12 protein-coding genes are annotated in these 17,915 nt (G+C 73.7%); 7 read left to right on the top strand and 5 right to left on the bottom strand.

Annotated features, from left to right (window positions below):
• Positions 1–27: 27 nt before the first annotated feature.
• Both OG689_RS13075 and OG689_RS13070 read right to left on the bottom strand, forming a co-directional pair.
• On the bottom strand, positions 28–987 hold the full coding sequence (locus tag OG689_RS13075) for a TetR family transcriptional regulator (protein ID WP_266320299.1): 960 nt from the start codon (positions 985–987) through the stop codon (positions 28–30).
• Positions 988–1,145: 158 nt separating this feature from the next.
• Positions 1,146–2,921: a 3-hydroxybutyryl-CoA dehydrogenase gene (locus tag OG689_RS13070; RefSeq protein WP_266320298.1), complete on the bottom strand. Its 1,776-nt coding sequence runs from the start codon at positions 2,919–2,921 to the stop codon at positions 1,146–1,148.
• A gap of 536 nt (positions 2,922–3,457) precedes the next feature.
• Here OG689_RS13070 and OG689_RS13065 point away from each other — a divergent pair.
• Together OG689_RS13065 and OG689_RS13060 are read left to right on the top strand one after the other, a co-directional pair.
• Positions 3,458–4,888, top strand: coding sequence for a glutamine synthetase family protein (locus tag OG689_RS13065; protein ID WP_266320297.1), 1,431 nt, complete (start codon positions 3,458–3,460; stop codon positions 4,886–4,888).
• Between the two features lies 1 nt (position 4,889).
• On the top strand, positions 4,890–6,068 hold the full coding sequence (locus tag OG689_RS13060; RefSeq protein WP_323189282.1) for an amidohydrolase family protein: 1,179 nt from the start codon (positions 4,890–4,892) through the stop codon (positions 6,066–6,068).
• Positions 6,069–6,147: 79 nt separating this feature from the next.
• Here OG689_RS13060 and OG689_RS13055 read toward each other — a convergent pair whose 3' ends face one another.
• Entirely contained in the window at positions 6,148–7,650 is a 1,503-nt protein-coding gene (locus tag OG689_RS13055; RefSeq protein ID WP_266327070.1) for a cellulase family glycosylhydrolase, read from the bottom strand.
• A 377-nt stretch (positions 7,651–8,027) separates the two neighbouring features.
• Here OG689_RS13055 and OG689_RS13050 point away from each other — a divergent pair, with 377 nt between their 5' ends.
• Entirely contained in the window at positions 8,028–10,961 is a 2,934-nt protein-coding gene (locus OG689_RS13050; RefSeq protein ID WP_266320295.1) for a glycoside hydrolase family 48 protein, read from the top strand.
• A 227-nt stretch (positions 10,962–11,188) separates the two neighbouring features.
• Complete coding sequence (locus OG689_RS13045; RefSeq protein WP_266320293.1) at positions 11,189–12,679, top strand: S8 family serine peptidase; 1,491 nt, start codon at positions 11,189–11,191, stop codon at positions 12,677–12,679.
• A 155-nt stretch (positions 12,680–12,834) separates the two neighbouring features.
• Here OG689_RS13045 and OG689_RS13040 read toward each other — a convergent pair whose 3' ends face one another.
• Both OG689_RS13040 and OG689_RS13035 read right to left on the bottom strand, forming a co-directional pair.
• Positions 12,835–13,728: a HipA family kinase gene (locus OG689_RS13040; protein WP_266320291.1), complete on the bottom strand. Its 894-nt coding sequence runs from the start codon at positions 13,726–13,728 to the stop codon at positions 12,835–12,837.
• A 43-nt stretch (positions 13,729–13,771) separates the two neighbouring features.
• Entirely contained in the window at positions 13,772–14,710 is a 939-nt protein-coding gene (locus OG689_RS13035) for a winged helix-turn-helix transcriptional regulator (RefSeq protein ID WP_266320290.1), read from the bottom strand.
• Between the two features lie 265 nt (positions 14,711–14,975).
• On the opposite strand from OG689_RS13035, the gene OG689_RS13030 reads away from it, so the two are divergent.
• The 3 genes from OG689_RS13030 to OG689_RS13020 are packed head-to-tail and all read left to right on the top strand — an operon-like array spanning position 14,976 to position 17,861.
• On the top strand, positions 14,976–15,779 hold the full coding sequence (locus OG689_RS13030) for an ABC transporter permease (protein ID WP_266320289.1): 804 nt from the start codon (positions 14,976–14,978) through the stop codon (positions 15,777–15,779).
• Position 15,780: 1 nt separating this feature from the next.
• Positions 15,781–16,842 (top strand): ABC transporter ATP-binding protein, encoded by a 1,062-nt coding sequence (locus OG689_RS13025; RefSeq protein WP_266320287.1) that lies wholly within the window; start codon positions 15,781–15,783, stop codon positions 16,840–16,842.
• Positions 16,839–17,861 (top strand): ABC transporter permease, encoded by a 1,023-nt coding sequence (locus tag OG689_RS13020; RefSeq protein ID WP_266320285.1) that lies wholly within the window; start codon positions 16,839–16,841, stop codon positions 17,859–17,861. The genes OG689_RS13025 and OG689_RS13020 overlap by 4 nt, the downstream gene beginning before the upstream one ends.
• The last annotated feature ends 54 nt before the right edge of the window (positions 17,862–17,915 follow it).

Below are 17,915 nucleotides of genomic sequence, written 5' to 3'. Positions count from 1 at the left end.
GCTTCTGACCTGGGAGAACGCCCCCGGCTAGCCGGCCTTGGGGCCGGCCAGGGCGGCCCGGATGCTGTCCAGCACGATGTCCAGCGGGGCGTCGGTGCGGGCCACTGTGATGAGGACCTCACCGCCCGGGGTGGCACTCAGTGCGCTCGCGGCCGCCGACTCCAGCGCGGAAGCCGCGTCACTTGTGGCACCGGGTGCCACAACAGCCCCACGGCGCCGGACGCCGGACGGCTCGGTGGCCCAGAACGTCCCCCGGATCACCTCGAAGGAGTGGTCCAGCTGGGCCTCCACGTCACCGTGGCCGCCCGCCCGCAGCCAGCGCCGCAGCACGTGGTTGTGCGCCGCGACCACCGCCGCCGCCGAGACCTCGGCGAGCATCGAGTCGTCGTCCCCGCCGCGCTGCCAGCCCGGCGGGATCTGCGCGGCCGTGTCGAACCGGCCCAGCAGGTACCGGGTGAACAGCCGCTCGTACCGGGCCACCACGGCGATCTCCCGCTCGCGCAGGGCCGGCACCTGGCGGATCAGCTGGTACCGGGCCACCGAGACCGAGGGCATGGAGGCGTACATCCGCAGCACCTCCTTGATCCCCCGGCAGACCACGTCCAGCGGGTGCTCCTCGGAGTCGGCGCTGGCCAGCAGGTCGGCCACCCGGACCAGGGTGTCGTCGTGGTCCGGGAAGATCGCCTCCTCCTTGGACCGGAAGTACCGGAAGAAGGTCCGCCGGGCCACCCCGGCGGCCGCGGCGATCTGGTCGACCGTGGTCTCCTCGTAGCCCTGCCCGGCGAACAGCTCCATCGCCGCCGTGGCGAGGTCCTGCCGCATCTGCAGGCGCTGCGCCGCGGCCCGGCGGCCGCCCGGCCCGGGGTCCGCCGCGGCGGGGGTGCCCGCCGGGGCCGGCCGCGGCGGGTCGTGCCGTGCCGGGTCGGGCCGGCCGGCCGGCTGCCGTACGGCGGACTGCTGCTCGGACGCTGCCTGAACCCGATCCATGCCCGGAACGCTACACGTCCCGGCGGGTGCGGATTCCGGCCTTGCCCGACGTACCGGCGCGACCGGCCCGGCGACACTCGGTCTGGGCCACCTGGAGGACACCGCGGCGGGGCTCCAGCCGCCCCTCGGCAGGCCGCCGGACGGTCCTGCGGGGGCAGTCATCGGCGTGCGTGGTCGCGGAACCCGCGGCCGGTCTTGCGGCCCAGGCAGCCCGCCGCCACCAGGTGCTCCAGCAGCGGTGCGGCCGCCAGGCCCGGCTCGCGGAACTCCTGGTGCAGCACCTGCTCGATGGTCAGCGAGACGTCCAGGCCGACCACGTCCAGCAGCTCGAAGGGGCCCATCGGGTACCCGCAGCCGAGCTTCATCGCGGTGTCGATGTCGTCCACCGTGGCGTAGTGCTCCTGCAGCATCCGCACCGCGTCGTTCAGGTACGGGAAGAGCAGCGCGTTCACGATGAAGCCGGCGCGGTCGCCGCACTCCACCGGGTGCTTGCGGACCTTGGTGCACAGGTCGAGCACGGTGGCGGTGACGTCCGGGGCGGTCAGCACGGTCGAGACGACCTCGACCAGCTTCATGGCCGGCGCCGGGTTGAAGAAGTGCATGCCGATCACGTCCTGCGGGCGCGAGGTCGCGGCCGCGCAGCTGATCACCGGCAGGCTGGAGGTGGTGGTGGCCAGCACCGCGCCCGGCCGGCAGATCTTGTCGAGGGCCGCGAACAGCTCGCGCTTGACCGCGAGGTCCTCGGCCACCGCCTCGACCACCAGGTCGGCGTCGGCGAGGTCGGTGTACGCGCCGGTCGGGGTGACCAGGGCGAGCGCCGCGTCGCGCTGCTCCTCGGTCAGCCGGCCCTTGGCGACCGAGCGCTCCAGCGACTTCGCCAGCTGGGCCTTGGCGCGGTCCGCCTTCTCCTGGCTGCGGGCGGCCAGCAGGACGCTGTAGCCGGCCTTGGCGAACACCTCGACGATGCCGGTGGCCATCGTGCCCGAGCCGCAGACGCCGATGCTGCGCACCTCGCGGCCGGCCGGCCGGTCCGCCGCGCCGCCGCCCGTGCCGGGCACCACCTTGGCGGAGCCGGGCGCCTCGTACGTGTAGAAACCGCGTCCGGACTTGCGGCCCAGCAGCCCGGCCGAGACCAGCTGGCCCAGGATCGGCGCCGGCGCGTGCAGGCGGTCCCTGGACTGCTCGTACATCGCCTCCAGGACGGTACGGGCGGTGTCGACGCCGATCAGGTCCAGCAGGGCCAGCGGGCCCATCGGCAGGCCGCAGCCGAGCCGCATCGCGGCGTCGATGTCCTCCCGGGTCGCGTACTTGGACTCGAACATCGCCGCGGCCTGGTTCAGGTACGCGAAGAGCAGGCCGTTGACCACGAAGCCGGCCCGGTCGCCGGCCGCGACCGGCTCCTTGCCGAGGTCCCGGGCGAAGGCGGCGGCGGCCTCGGCCACCGGCGGGGCGGTCAGCACGGTGCGGACCACCTCGACCAGCTTCATCACCGGCACGGGGTTGAAGAAGTGCAGGCCCAGCACCCGCTCGGGGCGCGAGGTGGCGGCTGCGATCCGGGTCACCGACAGGGCGGTGGTACCGGTCGCGAGCACCGTTTCGGGCGGGCAGATCCGGTCCAGCTCGGCGAAGATCTCCCGCTTCAGCTCCAGCTGCTCCGGGACCTCCTCGATCACCAGGTCGGCGGCGGCCGCCGCGTCCAGCCGGTCGCCGACGGTGATCTGCGCGAGCAGCGCGGTGCGCTCCTCGGCGGTGATCCGGCCACGCTCGACGTCGTGGGCGGTGGTCTCCGCGATCCTGGCCAGGGCCCGGGCGGCGCTGTCGCCGTTCGCCTCGACACCGATCACCCGGCGGCCGCTCCGTGCGACCGCCACCGCGACGCCGGCACCCATGGTGCCCAGGCCGATCACGGCGACAGTGGAAAAGGGACGCTCCATTGGATCCTGACTCCTTGTCATGTGGACCCGGGCGTGCTCCGGCGGCGCGGCCGCGCCCGTCGTCGGGGGGCCGGCAGCCGCCGGAGGAGGGTCACGCACGGGGGAGGGAGATGACGGTCCGGCGTACGCGAGGGGGCCGGTCCGCTCCGGCCGTGCCGCGGGTACGCCGTGGTACTCAGGCGCTCAAGAAGAAGGAAGCGACTCTGATACGAGGATCCGGCCGCGCGCCGCCAGGGCGCGGGCCGGGAGAAAGGCACCCGTGCCGCCGCCCCGCAGAGCGCGATGGCGCGGCGGGCGACGACCCCGCCGGTGCGGCTCCCGAAGCCCGGCGGTGGTGCGTGCGGTCACTGTAGCGAAGTTACCGTCGAGTAGGAAGGGGGTGGGCGAGAATTCACGGCCGAAGGATCGCCCGGCCGACCCGGTCCGGCGGACCGGGTCGGCCGACCCGCTCGGAACGCCGCCCTGCCCGGCCGGGGCCGCGCAAACCACCCGTACGGGGAGTACCGCCAGGTCGGCGGGCACGGAAGCATGGCCCCATGAGTACCGCCGCCGACACCCGGTTGCCCAGGGCGGAGCGCGCCGCCCTCGCGCGGCTCGCCACCGACCGGCTGCGGACGGCCGCCGTGGACGCGGTCGCGATCGGCTGGGTCGACAACGCGGGGCTGGCCCGGGTCAAGGCCGTTCCGGTCGGCGGGCTGGTGCACGCCGCCTCCTGGGGCATCGGCGCGGCGCCCTGCTTCGACGCCTTCCTGGTCGACGACTCGACGGCCGAACCGGTGGCCGACCCGGCGGCCGACGGCTCCGGGCCCGACCCGGCCGTGCCGCCGGCCGGCAGCGGCGCCGTCGGCGACCTGCGGCTGTACCCCGACCTGGACCGGCTCGTCCCGCTCGCCGCCCAGCCCGGCTGGGCCTGGGCCCCCGCCGACCGCTACACCCAGCAGGACACCCCGCACTCCGGCTGCCAGCGCCTGTTCGCCCGCCGGGCGGAGGCCGCGGCCCGGGCCCGCGGGCTGACCGTCCGGGCCGGCATCGAGGTCGAGTGGGTGGCCGCGCTGGCCGGCCCGCCCGAGGAGGAGCCGCGCTACCCGACGGCCGGCCCGGCCTACGGCCTGCAGCGGCTGACCGACCTCTCCGACTACCTGCGCGACATCCTGCGGGCACTGGAGCAGCAGGGCCTGACCGTGCTCCAGATCCACCCCGAGTACGCGCCCGGACAGTTCGAGGTCTCCGTCGCCCCCGAGGGGCCGGTGGCCGCCGCCGACACCTCCGTGCTCGTCCGGCACACCGTGCGCGCCGTGTCGGCCCGGCACGGGCTGCGCGCCTCCTTCGCGCCCGCCGTCGAGCCCGGTGGCGTCGGCAACGGCTCCCACCTGCACCTCAGCCTCTGGCGCGACGGCCGCAACCTCTCCCACGGCGGACCGGGCCCGCACGGGCTGACCGGCGAGGCCGAGAGCTTCCTGGCCGGAGTGCTCGCCGCGCTCCCCGAACTCCTCGTCCTCGGCACCCCCAGTCCGGCCGGGTACCTGCGGCTGGTCCCCTCCCGCTGGGCCGGCGCCTACCGGTGCTGGGGGCTGGAGAACCGGGAGGCCGCGCTGCGCCTGGTCACCGGATCGGAGGGCGAGCGGGCGGACACAGCCAACGCCGAGATCAAGTGCTTCGACGGCGCCGCCAACCCCTACCTGGCCGTCGGCGCGGTGCTCGCCGCCGGGCTGGCCGGCATCGACGGCGGCCTGCGCCTGCCCCCCGAGACCACGGTCGACCCGGCCAGGCTGGCCCCCGGGGCGGTCGACCGGCTGCCGGCGGACCTGGGCGAGGCCGTCGCTGCCTACGAGCGCTCGGCCGTCCTGCGGGAGGCCCTCGGCGAGCCGTTGTACCGGGCGGTGCTGGCCGTCCGCCGGGCCGAGAGCGCGCTGTTCGCCGGGTGCGGCGCCGAGGAGATCATCGCGGCGACCCGCTGGCGGTACTGAGGTGGACGCCGCGGGGGCGGGCCGTACCGGGACGGGCGCCGCGGGGTCGGGCGATGCGGCGGAGGAGGCCGGCCCACCCGTCCTGGTCGACCACCACTGCCACAGCGTGCTCGACGTCCAGCTCGACGACGACGAGCTGGCCGGCCTGCTCACCGAGTCGGACCGCCCGCCGGCCCCCGGTGCCTCGCCCCTGGACAGCGCCCTCGGCCTCGCCGTCCGCCGCTGGTGCCCGCCCGTGCTCGGCCTGCCCGCCCATGCCCCGGCCGCCGACTACCTGGCCCGTCGCCGGGAACTCGGCGCCCCCGAGGCCACCCGGCGGCTGCTCGCCGCCGCCGGACTCGACACCTGCCTGGTCGACACCGGCCTGACCGCCGCCGCCGGCCGGCCGCTGCTGCCGCTGCCGGAGTTCGCCGCCCTGACCGGCGCGGAGGTCCGGGAGGTGGTCCGGCTGGAGACCCTCGCCGAGGCTCTCGAACCGGACGCGGCGGCCTGGCCGGCCGCCGTCCGGGAGGCCGTCGGTGGGGCCGTCGAGGCCGGCGCCGTCGCGCTGAAGTCCGTGCTGGCCTACCGGCACGGACTGGACATCCCGGCCGAGCGGCCGACCGACCGCGAGGTGGTCGCCGCGGCCGGGGCCCGGCTGCGGGCCGGCGGCGGCCGGCTCGTCGACCCGGTGCTGCTGCGCCACCTGCTCTGGACGGCGCTCGACGCCTGCGCCGGACGCCGGCTGCCGATCCAGCTGCACACCGGATTCGGCGACCCGGACCTCACCCTGCACCGGGCCGACCCGGCACTGCTGGCCGCGTTCGTCCGGGCGGCGGAGCCCACCGGCGTCCCGCTGGTGCTGCTGCACGGCTACCCGTACCACCGGCAGGCCGCCTGGCTCGCGCAGGCCTTCCCGCAGGTGTACGCCGACCTCGGTCTGACCGCCTCGTACGTCGGGCCGAGGGTGGCGGCGGTGCTCGGCGAGATGCTGGAGCTGGCGCCGTTCGGCAAGCTGCTGTTCTCCACCGACGGGTACGGCCTGCCCGAACTGCACCTGGTCGGTGCCGCCCAGTTCCGGCACGGCCTGGGTGCGCTGCTGGCGTCCTGGCGGGCGGACGGCGCGTGCTCCGCCGGGGACGTGACGCGGATCGGCCGGCTGCTCTCGGCGGAGAACGCGCGCCGGCTCTACCGGCTCTGAGCACGCCCGTCCGGCCGGGGCGCGCGGAACGCGGCCGGCCGGGCACGGGTGGTGCCCCCCGTGCCCGGCCGCCGCCGGCTCAGCCGATCGCGCGCAGGTGGTCGCGCACGCCGATGCCGAAGTTGGTCGGGGTGCCGTCGAAGTTGCTGATCAGGGACGGGCCGGAGCCGCAGTCCCAGGTGTTCCAGGTCCAGCCGAGGTAGGAGAGCTTCTTGGCGTCCAGCCAGGACATCACCTGGTCGACGAAGCCGTGGGCGCAGTCGTTCTCGCCGATCTCACCGGCCATCAGCGGCACCTGGGCGGCCACGGGGGACAGGGTGGAGTCGAAGCAGGAGACGGTGGAGCAGGTGTTGAAGTTGTACACGTGGAAGGCGGCGCCGAGGTTGCCGGTCGGGTCGTCGGGCTTGTGGGCGAGCCACTGGCCGAGGTCGTTGGAGTAGGCGAGCCCGCCGAGCAGGATGACGTTCTTCGCACCCGTCGCGCGCACGGTGTCGACCAGCGTCTGCATGCCGCTGACCGGGTACGAGATGCCGGGGCAGGCGCTGCCGCCGTCGCGCCAGCAGAGCCAGGCCTGGGAGAGCGAGGAGACCGCGCGGTCCGCGTAGGGCTCGTTGAACAGGTCGAAGACGATCGACGTGTCGCCCTTGAAGGTGTCGGCCACCGACGTCCAGAACGGCACCGCCTCGGCGCCGGGCATCGGCTTCTGGCAGGTGGCGTTCACGTCGGAGCAGCCGGAGGAGTTGCCGGTGTACAGGCCGTGGCTCCAGTGCATCTCGACGATCGGCGTGATGCCGTTGGTGCGCAGGGTGTCGACCCAGGTCTTGATCGCGGCACGGTAGTTGGCGCCGCCGTACTCGGGCTTGACGTTGGAGGCGCCGAGCCAGCAGTCCTCGTTGAGCGGGACGCGGACGGCGTTGACCTTCCAACTCTTGATGGCGGCCACCGACGCGGCGTCCACCGGTCCGTCGAAGAAGCCGTAGCCCTGGACGCACATGAACTCGGTGCCGGAGCGGTTGACCCCGTGCAGGGTCACCGCCCGGCCCGCCGTGTCGGCCAGGGTGTTGCCGGCCACGTGCAGGGCGGGTGCGGCGCCGGTGCCGGTGGGTGTGGCGGTGGCGGTCGGGCTCGCGGTGGCGGTCGGCGAGGCCGTCGCCGTGGGCGAGGTGGTGGCGGTGGGGGAGGCCGTCGCCGTGGGCGAGGCGGAGGCGGTCGGGGAGGGGCTGCCGGTCGGGGCGCCGGTGCAGGCGAGCCCGTTCACCGCGAACGAGGTGGGAGCCGAATTGGCGCCGCTGTAGGCGAAGTTGGCGCCGGCCGTGACCGAGGCGCCCGGGGCGACGACGGCGTTCCAGGACAGGTTGGTGACGCTGACGTTCTTGCCGCTCTGGCTCCAGGTGCCGCTCCAGCCGCTGCCGGAGAGAGTCTGGTTGCCGGTGTAGGCGTACGTCAGCTGCCAGCCGTTGACGGCCGCGGTGCCGAGGTTGTTGACCTTCACATTGGCGGTGAAGCCGCTGCCCCAGTCGTTGGTGGACCAGTCGACGGTACAGGCGACGGTGGCGGCGGAGGCGCTGCCGGGGCCCACCATCGCGACGGTCGCGGCGACGGCCGCGGCCAGCGCCGATCCCATCGCGAGGGCCTTCCTGCGGACGGACATGGGTTGCTCCTTGAGGTGCCAAGATCGAGAGATTTCATGGGCGCGCTCCCACGTCCCGGTGAGGAAGATAGCGACCAGTCATCGGCATGACAATCCATCTCCCCTTTCTGACTTGGTATTTGTCCGCCACGTGGAACTTGTCAGGAACGCGCGCGCACCCTCTTGACACCTCCTTTGGGTGGTCCGATTCTTGGGAGCGCTCCCACAGCCCGCAAGCGGGAGCGCCCGGCGCCCGCCGGGCGCAACGGCTCGCGAACGCAAGGCATGCAAGGCAACGACCCGCTCACCCCCACCCCATGGAGCCCGTCTTGTCACCACCCACCCTGCGCCCCCGCACGCCCGGAAGGCGTCTCACCGGCTCGCTCGGTGTCTCGCTCGCCCTGCTCGCCACCGGCCTGACCACCGCCGTCGGCGCGCCCGCCTCGGCGGCCGCCCTCCAGTGCACGGTCGACTGGACCACCAACGACTGGGGCAGCGGCTTCACCGCCAACGTCGCCGTCAACAACAAGGGCACCGCCGCGATCAGCGGCTGGCAGCTGACCTACGCCTACACCGGCAACCAGACCCTCTCCGGCACCGGCTGGAACGGCACCTGGAGCCAGAGCGGCAAGAACGTCAGCGTCACCAACCTGTCGTACAACGCCACCATCGCACCCGGCGGCTCGGCCACGGCCGGCGCCAACTTCGCCTACAGCGGCACCAACGCGGCGCCCACCGCGTTCGCCGTCAACGGCACCACCTGCACCGGTGCCCACCAGGCGCCGGTCACCACGCTCACCAGCCCGGCGGCCGGGGCGAGTTACGCCGCCGGGGCGGCCGTGCCGATCACCGCGACCGCCTCGGCCTCCGACGGCGCGACCATCAGCCGGGTCGATTTCTACGACAACACCACCCTGCTGGGCAGCGACACCACCGCCCCGTACAGCTACACCTGGACCGGCGCCGCGGCGGGCAGCCACTCGGTCTACGCCAAGGCGTTCGACAGCACCGGCGCGACCGGGGAGTCGGCGCCGGCCGGCATCACCGTGGCGGCCGGGCCGGCCGTCTCGGCGGTGCCTTCCGCCGTGTCGGTGGCCCAGGGCAAGACCGGCACCTTCGCCCTGAAGCTCTCGGCCCAGCCGGCGGCCAACGTCACCGTCACCACCGCCCGTACGGCCGGAAACACCGGACTGTCGGTCACCGGGGGCGCGACGCTGACCTTCACCCCGGCCAACTGGTCCACCCCGCAGACCGTCACGCTGACCGCGGACGCCACCGGCACCGGCTCGGCGACCTTCACCTCCACGGCCCCGGGCCACACGGCCTCGACCGTCACGGTGACCGAGCTGGCCGCCGCCAGCGGGGTGTACAACGACCGGTTCCTGCAGCTCTACAACAAGATCAAGGACCCGGCGAACGGCTACTTCTCACCCGAGGGCATCCCGTACCACTCGGTGGAGACGCTGCTGGTGGAGGCCCCCGACCAGGGGCACGAGACCACCTCGGAGGCGTACAGCTACCTGATCTGGCTGGAGGCCCAGTACGGCCGGGTCACCAAGGACTGGACGAAGTTCAACGCGGCGTGGACGCTCATGGAGACGTACATGATCCCCACCCACGCGGACCAGCCCACCAACAGCTTCTACAACGCCGCCAAGCCCGCCACCTACGCCCCCGAACGTCCGCTGCCGAGCGACTACCCGGCGCAGCTGGACACCTCGGTGACGGCGGGCCAGGACCCGATCGCGGCCGAGCTCAGCAGCACCTACGGCACCAGTGACATCTACGGCATGCACTGGCTGCAGGACGTCGACAACGTGTACGGCTACGGCAACGCGCCGGGCAAGTGCGAGGCCGGGCCGACCGACACCGGGCCGTCCTACATCAACACCTACCAGCGCGGCGCGCAGGAGTCGGTCTGGGAGACCATCCCCCAGCCGACCTGCGACAAGTTCGCCTACGGCGGCAAGAACGGCTACCTGGACCTGTTCGTCAAGGACTCCTCGTACGCCAAGCAGTGGAAGTACACCGACGCGCCGGACGCGGACGCCCGGGCCATCCAGGCCGCCTACTGGGCGGACACCTGGGCCAAGGCGCAGGGCAACGGCGCGACGGTGGCCGGCACGGTCGCCAAGGCCGGCAAGATGGGCGACTACCTGCGCTACGCGATGTACGACAAGTACTTCAAGAAGATCGGCAACTGCGTCGGTCCGAGCGCGTGCGCGGCCGGCTCCGGCAAGGACTCCTCGCACTACCTGCTCTCCTGGTACTACGCCTGGGGCGGGGCGAGCGACACCAACGCCGGCTGGGCCTGGCGGATCGGCGACAGCGCCGCACACGGCGGCTACCAGAACCCGATGGCGGCCTACGCCCTGGTCAACGACGCCGCACTGGCGCCCAAGTCGGCCACCGGCAAGACGGACTGGACCACCAGCCTGGGCCGGCAGATGGAGTTCATCCAGTGGCTGCAGTCCAGCGAAGGCGCCATCTCCGGTGGTGCGACCAACAGTTGGGAAGGCAGCTACGCGACCCCGCCGACCGGTACGCCCACCTTCTACGGGATGTACTACGACGAGGCGCCGGTCTACCACGACCCGCCGAGCAACCAGTGGTTCGGGTTCCAGGCCTGGGGCATGGAGCGGGTCGCGGAGTACTACTACGCGAGCGGTGACACCAAGGCCAAGGCCGTGCTGGACAAGTGGGTGAGCTGGGCGCTGTCCAAGACCACCTTCAACGCGGACGGCAGCTACCAGATCCCGTCCACGCTGGCCTGGACCGGCAAGCCGGACAGCTGGAACGCCACCGCGCCGGGCGCCAACACGGGCCTGCACGTGAGCGTCGTGGACTACACCAAGGACGTCGGCGTGGCGGGCTCGTACGCCAAGCTGCTCTCCTACTACGCGGCCAAGTCCGGCAGCGCGGCGGCGAAGACGGCCGCGCAGAAGCTGCTCGACGGCATGTGGGGCAACAGCCAGGACGCGCTGGGCATCGCGGTGCCCGAGACCCGCACGGACTACAGCCGGTTCGCCGACTCCCTGTCGGTGCCCTCCGGCTGGACGGGCACCATGCCCGACGGTGACGCGGTCAACTCCTCGTCCACCTTCCTGTCGATCCGCTCCTGGTACAAGAACGACCCGTCCTTCGCCAAGGTGCAGGACTACCTGAACGGCGGCCCGGCCCCGGTCTTCACCTACCACCGGTTCTGGGCGCAGGCCGACATCGCGACCGCGATGGCGACCTACGGAGATCTGTTCAACTCCTGACGGGAGCGGCCCCCGGGGAATCGTGGGAGCGCCCGACGGGGCCGGCAGTACGGAGAGTTGGGCGCACGGTCCGGTCGACCCGGACCGTGCGCCCTGCCATGTGGCCGGAATGTGGTGGGGACGTGTCAACCTCTTGCGGATTGCGACGCCTGTTCACTAACGTCCCGATCATTCCCGTGCACCAGCCAACCAGCAGGTGCATCCGAGTCTCCGGAGGGTCAACCCCTATGAGAGTTCAGCGGATACGCCCGACCCGGCTCGCGGTGGTGGGTCTCACCCTCGCCACGGCCGGCGCACTCGCGCTGCCGGCCGCCGCGGCCGCCGCGGCCACCCCCGCGGCCGCCGGCACGACCGGGCCGCTGATCAGCTACGTGGTCAACACCAAGGCCAACCACGGCCAGGTGCAGAAGGTGGAACAGGCGATCGGCGCCCTCGGCGGCACGGTGGTCCAGTCGTACGAGCAGATCGGCGTGGTGATCGCCCGCTCCACCGACACCCAGTTCGCGGCCAAGCTCCGCCCGGCCAAGGGCGTCGACTCGGTCGGCGCCAGCCGGACGGCCGGCATCCTGCAGAGCGACGTCGAGACCACCGAGGCGGCCACCGCCCCGGCCGCCGCGCCGACGGACGGCAGCGAGCCGCTGGAGGCCAACCAGTGGGACATGCGCCAGATCGGCGTGGACAAGGCCCACAAGATCTCGCTCGGCAGCCGTGACGTCACGGTGGGCGTCCTGGACTCCGGCATCGAGGCCACCCACGAGGACCTCGCCGCCAACGTGGACGCCTCGCAGTCGGTGTCCTGCATCGACGGCGGCAAGCCCAACACCGCCTGGCAGGCCTGGCAGCCGACCACCAGCGACCACGGTACGCACGTCGCCGGGACGATCGCCGCGGCCAAGAACGGCAAGGGCATCGTGGGTATCGCCCCGAACGTCCGGCTGGCCTCGGTCAAGGTCGTCGACGACGGCGGGTTCATCTACCCCGAGTACGCGATCTGCGGCTTCGTCTGGGCGGGTGAGCACCACTTCAAGGTGACCAACAACAGCTACTACATCGACCCGTGGCTGTTCAACTGCAAGAACGACCCGGACCAGGCGGCGATCACCACCGCCGTCCGCCGGGCGGTGGCCTTCTCGCAGCGCAACGGCGTGCTCAACGTCGCCGCGGCCGGCAACGAGAACATCGACCTGGCCCACAAGACCGTCGACACCAGCAGCCCGGACGACACCACCCCGGGCACCCGCCCGGTCGACCAGAGCTGCCTGTCCCTGCCGACCGAGCTGCCGGGCGTGATCGTCACCACCTCCGTAGGCGTCAACGGCGAGAAGTCCTACTACTCCAGCTACGGCAAGGGCGTGGCCACGGTGGCCGCTCCCGGCGGCGACGCGCGCTACCAGCTCCCGGACACCCCGGACAAGAACGGCCGGGTGCTGTCCACCGTCACCGGCGGCGGCTACGGCTACAAGCAGGGCACCTCGATGGCGTCCCCGCACACCACCGGCGTGGTGGCGCTGCTCGCCAGCACCTTCCCCTGGGCCGACCCGGAGGAGCTGACCGAGCTGCTGCTCAACCAGGCCGAGTCGCACGCCTGCCCGACCGTCCCGTACAACCCGGGCGGCGCCGGTGCCTGGGCCGCCACCTGCGAGGGCGGCGAGAACGACAACGGCTTCTACGGGGCCGGCATCATCAACGCCCAGAAGGCGGTCCAGTGGTGGCGCTGACGCGCTGACCGACCACGGGACCTGCCGGGAACGGGCGGGACAGCAGGTGTGAGGGGGAGCCGGTCCGTCATGGGCCGGCTCCCCCGTACGTGATGGCGCCCGGTGGGCTCCGCCGTAGGTGCCGGCCGGACCCGACGCCCTCCGGGCCGGGTCGGTCAGTCGAAGTGGCCCCGGCCGTCGATCTCGACCGCCGGCTTCCCGTGCAGGTCCGGCACCTGCTGCAGCCAGGCCGGCCGGCCCGCCCGGGTGACCGCCGCGCGCCGGGCCTCGGCCGCGCGCTGCTGCTCCGGGGTGGCGAAGCCCTCCGGCAGCCAGCCGGCCGAGTCGGCGGCCCGGGCGGAGAGGTGGCCGACGTACGCCTCGCGCAGTTCGGCGGCCGAGTCGAAGCCCGGTTCGTCCGCGAGCCAGGCGTCCGGTACCAGGGCCAGCACCTCGCGCAGCAGCGCGGGGGTGACCAGCGGGGCCAGCTCGGCGTCGGCCCGGGCGACGTCCGGCCGGTAGCCGCCGAGGGCGTGGGCGCTGAGGTCGTAGCGCCGGTGCACGCCGGCCGCGGCGCCGGCCCAGCGGTGGTGGAAGACCAGCGCAGCGCCGTTGTCGATCAGCCAGAGCCGGCCGTGCCAGACCATCAGGTTGGGGTTGTGGACCGTCCGGTCGACGTTGGCCGTCAGGGCGTCCAGCCAGACCACCCGGCCGGCCTCGGCGGGGTCGACGTCGATCATGCCGGGCCGGAAGTCGCGGGCGCCGGGGAGCAGGTCCATCCCCAGGTTGAGGCCGGCGCTGGAGCGCAGCAGGTCCTGGATCTCGGCGTCGGGTTCGTCTGCGCCCACCGCCGGGTCGAAGTCGACCAGCACCAGCGGCGGCACCCGCAGGCCCAGCCGGCGCGCCAGTTCGCCGACGATCACCTCGGCCACCAGCGCCTTGCGGCCCTGCGCGGCGCCGGTGAACTTCACCACGTAGGTGCCCAGGTCGTCGGTCTCGACGACGCCGGGTACGGATCCGCCCGCGCGGAGCGGGTCGACATAGCGGACTGCGGTCACCTGATCGAGCACATCGGCCACCATAGCCTGCGGCCCCGCTCCGACCGCGAACGGTTTACCCGGCCGGTGAGGTGCCCGGACGTCCGGTCGCGGGCCCGGCCGGGAGGGGCGCCGCTCCTCCGGCGACCGCCCGGGCCACCGCGAGGGCCCGTCCGACGGCCGCCGGGATGTCCGTGACCGGGAAGACCACGTGCCGGACCACCCGCTCGCGGTCCACCACCAGCACGGACCGCTTCAGCCGCAGGCCCTGCCCCACGTGGAAGGTGGGCAGCCGCAGCGCCGCCGCCAGCCGGACGTCGAGGTCGGACAGCAGGGTGAACGGCAGCTCCTCGGCGGTGGCGAAGGCCCGCTGCTCGTCGGGTCGCTGGGTGCTGACACCGCGTACGGCGACGCCGGCCGCCCGGAAGTCCGGGTACGCCTCCCGGAACAGCCGGTTCTCCAGGGTGCAGCCGACCGCGCCCGGGATGTCGTTCCACTCCTGGGGCAGCGGGGCGGGCCGGCCGGTCGCCGGGTAGCAGAACAGCACCGTGGCGGCCGCGGCCGGGTCGACCGGGTCGAGGTCGCCGCCGGTGTGCGCGGGCAGGGTGAGGGCCGGCAGCCGGGTGCCGGGCAGGGCGAGCATCCGGGCCGCCTCGGCACTGTCCGGCGCGGCGGAGCCGGAGAGCGAGCCGTCGCCGAGCAGCCAGCGGTCGGCCCAGTCCTGCATGGTGACCAGCACCGGCAGCAGTCCGCGCCCGGACTCGGTCAGCCGGTACTCGTGGCGGACCGGACCCTGCTGGTAGGGCACCCGCTCCAGGACACCGCACTCGCCGAGGTGGACCAGGCGTTCGGTGAGCACCTTGCGGGAGATGCCCAGCTCGTGCTGGAGCTCGTCGAAGCGCAGCCGGCCGCGGGCCACCTCGCGGACCACCAGGATGCTCCACCAGTCGCCGATCACGGCCGCGGAGTGGGCGATCGCGCAGTCCGCGTCGCGTTCGGGCACTGCTCTGGGCACGACCGCTCCTCCTCGGCCGGCCGGTGCTCTCGCGGGCCGGCCGCTTTCCCCGGCCGGTTTCTTGGCCGGCCGGCACCTCCGCGGGCCGGCGTGGTCGCCGGCGGGCTCCCCATCCTCGCACCGGGCTTGCGAGTTTCAAAAGGGAACTAGTAAGTTCCCAATAGGAACTCGCTCGGGGTGCGGCGCCGCGCCCACCCGGACAGCTGAAAACGCGCCCACCCGGACACCCGCCGCCCCGCCCCACCCCGACACCGGAAGGAGCCGCATGCCCGTCGCCTGGGCGACCCTGCGCCGCACCTGGACCATGACCAGCCGGGCCTACCCCTGGTCCTACGCCGTCGGCTGCCTGCTGAGCGGCATCCTCACCATCGGCCTCTCCTACCTCGCCCTGCACGCCATCGGCGGCGGCACGGTGGCCGCCGACTTCACCGCCCGCACCGGCGGCGCCGACTACCTCGGCTACATCGCGATCGGCGCCGGCGCCTTCATGTTCACCGTCCGGCTGCTGCTCTGGAGCAGCAAGGCCCTGATCACCGAACAGCGGCAGGGCACCCTCGGCGCACTGCTCGTCGCCCCCGCCGGCCGGCTGCCCTACCTGCTGGGCTTCACCGGATTCGCGCTCGCCAACACCGTGGTCGAGGTGGGCCTGCTCGGCGGCTTCGCGGCCCTGCTCGGCATCACCCTGCCCGCCTGCCACCCGCTCGCCGCCCTCGCCGGGATCCTGGCACTGGCCTTCGCGGTCTTCGCCGTCTCGGTCGTGCTCGGCGCCCTGATGATCGTCGCGGGGGAGGCGCACATCTCGCAGAACACCGTCTTCCTCGCCGTCTCGCTGCTCTGCGGCATCACCTTCCCCAACAGCTACCTCCCCGCGCCGGCCCGCTGGCTGGCCGAGACCCTGCCCGTCACCTCGGCGATGGACGTGCTGCGCGGCGCCCTCTCGCACGGCGCGGGCCCGGCCGAACTCGCACCGCGCCTGCTCACCTGCCTCGCCCTCGGCGCGGGGTACCTGCTGCTCGGCCTGCTCGTCCTGCCCGGCGCCGAACGCCGCGCCATCGAACGGAGTTACTGACGTGATCCGCACCCATGACCTCCGCAAGACCTTCCACGTCCGCGAGAAGGGCCTGTTCGGTCCGCGCCTGGCCAGGACCGCCGTGGACGGCCTCGACCTGCTGATCCCGCCCGGCCGGGTGACCGGCCTGCTCGGCCTCAACGGTGCCGGCAAGACCTCCACCATCAAGATCCTCGCCACCCTGCTGCGCCCCACCTCGGGAACCGTCACGCTGGACGGCCTCGACCTGGTCGAACACGCCCGGGAGGCCCGCCGTCGGATCAACCTGATCGCCGGCGGCGAGCGGATGGTCTACGGCAAGCTCACCGGCGCCGAGAACCTGCGCTACTTCGGCCGGCTCTACGACGTGCCGACCCCCGTCCTGCGCCGCCGGATCACCGAGCTGCTCGACCTCGTCGGCCTCACCCACGCCGCCGACACCCCGGTCGAGCGCTACTCGCGGGGGATGGCCCAGCGGCTGTCGATCGCCCGCGGACTGGTCAACGACCCCGCGTACCTGCTGCTCGACGAGCCCACCCTCGGCCTGGACGCCCCGATCGCCCGCGACCTGCGCCGGGTCGTCGCCGACCTCGCCGCCGACGGCCGGGGCGTCCTGCTCACCTCGCACTACCTGGCCGAGGTCGAGGAGCTCTGCCGGCACGTCTATGTGATCGCCGACGGCCGCCACCTCGCCGAGGGCAGCCCGGCCGAACTCAAGGCGGCCACCGGCAGCCACCGGGCCGTCCGGGTCACCGTCACCAACCCGTCGCCCGAACTGACCGACCGGATCACCGAGTTCGTCCGTGGGATCGGTGTCGAGCCGCAACTCGTCCCGACCGCCGAGGGCGGCCTGCTGGTGACCGTCCACCACCCGGAGGACATCGCCGGCCCGCTGGCGGGCGCCGTCGTCGGGGCGGGCGGGGCGATCGGCGGCCTGGAGGTCACCGAGGCCAGCCTGGAGGACGCGATCATCGCACTCGCCGACGGCAGCGCCGGCGCCGGCTCGGGGGCCGGTTCCGCCGGCGGTCCCGGCGGCCCCGGCATGGCCGACCGGGCCGGCGCCGGCGCGGAGGTGGCGGCGTGAGCGGGCACCCCCGGCACCCCGGCGGCCTGCCCCGCCCCGAGCACCTGCCCCGCACCGAGGCCCTGCTGCTCCCGCTCGCCGACCGGCTGCTGCCGCTGCGACCGGTCGAGCCCGGCCGGCCCGGCGGCCCCGGCCCGCACCGCCCGCCCCGCCGGCCCCGGCCGCTCCGGTCGGCCGCCCACCAGGTCCGCGCCGAACTGCGTCACGCCGGAAAGGTGTTCGCCGCCGAGGCGCTCAAGCAACACCGGACCATGTTCGGGCAGCCCCTGGTGGTGGCCTCCATGCTGATCTGGCCACTGCTCCAACTCGCCGCCACCTACTACACCCTGCACCCGATCGCGGCGGGCTCCGCCGCCGCCGCCCGCTGGCCGCTCGCCGCCGACCCGGCGAAACTGCTCGGCTTCCTCGCCACCGGCGCGCTCGCCTGGGCGTTCTTCTTCTCACTGGTGCAGTCCGCCTGGAACTTCTCCTACGAGCGGACCACCGGCACCCTGGAGCTGCTCTTCCTGTCGCCCGCCGGCCGGCTGGTGCTGATGCTCGCCAACGGCGCCGGCGCCCTGCTGCAGAACGCCTGGCTGCTCACCTGCTTCCTCGGCGCGGCCGCCTTCGGCTTCGGCAGTCTCCAGGTGGCCGGCTGCTGGACGTACCCGGTGGTGCTGCTCGCCCTGCTGCTGCCCGCGATGGCCTGGGGTGCGCTGCTCAACAGCCTGATGGTGTTCTCCCGGGACTCCACCTTCGTCTACACCGTGCTGGACGACCCGATGTGGTTCGTCGGCGGCGTCCGGCTGCCGGTGTTCGCCCTGCCCGGCCTGCTCCGGGTGTTCGGCGCGGCGCTGCCGCTGACCGGCAGCCTGGCGGTGGTGCGCGGCGCCCTGCTGGAGCGGCAGGACCTGGCCGAGCTGGCCCCCGCGCTGGCCCGGCTGGCCGTACTCTGCGTCCTGCTGCTCGCCGGCGCCGTGCTGGCGCTGCGACTGGGGGAGGCCCGGGCGCAGCGGACCGGCGGCCTGCGGCTGGTCTGACCGCTCCCCGCCCCGGGCCTGCCCCCGCCCCGGGCCTGCCCCCTCCCCGGGCCT

The sequence above is a fragment of the Kitasatospora sp. NBC_00240 genome (genome assembly GCF_026342405.1).
Taxonomy (GTDB): domain Bacteria; phylum Actinomycetota; class Actinomycetes; order Streptomycetales; family Streptomycetaceae; genus Kitasatospora.
The sequence above is the reverse complement of the archived record's forward strand: the minus strand, read 5'-3'. Positions and strand labels throughout refer to the sequence as shown.

Excerpts from the sequence above, each read along its gene's own strand:
- OG689_RS13075 (WP_266320299.1), bottom strand. The coding sequence starts at position 987 with ATGGATCGGGTTCAGGCAGCGTCCGAGCAGCAGTCCGCCGTACGGCAG.
- OG689_RS13070 (WP_266320298.1), bottom strand. The coding sequence starts at position 2,921 with ATGGAGCGTCCCTTTTCCACTGTCGCCGTGATCGGCCTGGGCACCATG.
- OG689_RS13065 (WP_266320297.1), top strand. The coding sequence starts at position 3,458 with ATGAGTACCGCCGCCGACACCCGGTTGCCCAGGGCGGAGCGCGCCGCC.
- OG689_RS13055 (WP_266327070.1), bottom strand. The coding sequence starts at position 7,650 with ATGGTGGGCCCCGGCAGCGCCTCCGCCGCCACCGTCGCCTGTACCGTC.
- OG689_RS13045 (WP_266320293.1), top strand. The coding sequence starts at position 11,189 with ATGAGAGTTCAGCGGATACGCCCGACCCGGCTCGCGGTGGTGGGTCTC.
- OG689_RS13030 (WP_266320289.1), top strand. The coding sequence starts at position 14,976 with ATGCCCGTCGCCTGGGCGACCCTGCGCCGCACCTGGACCATGACCAGC.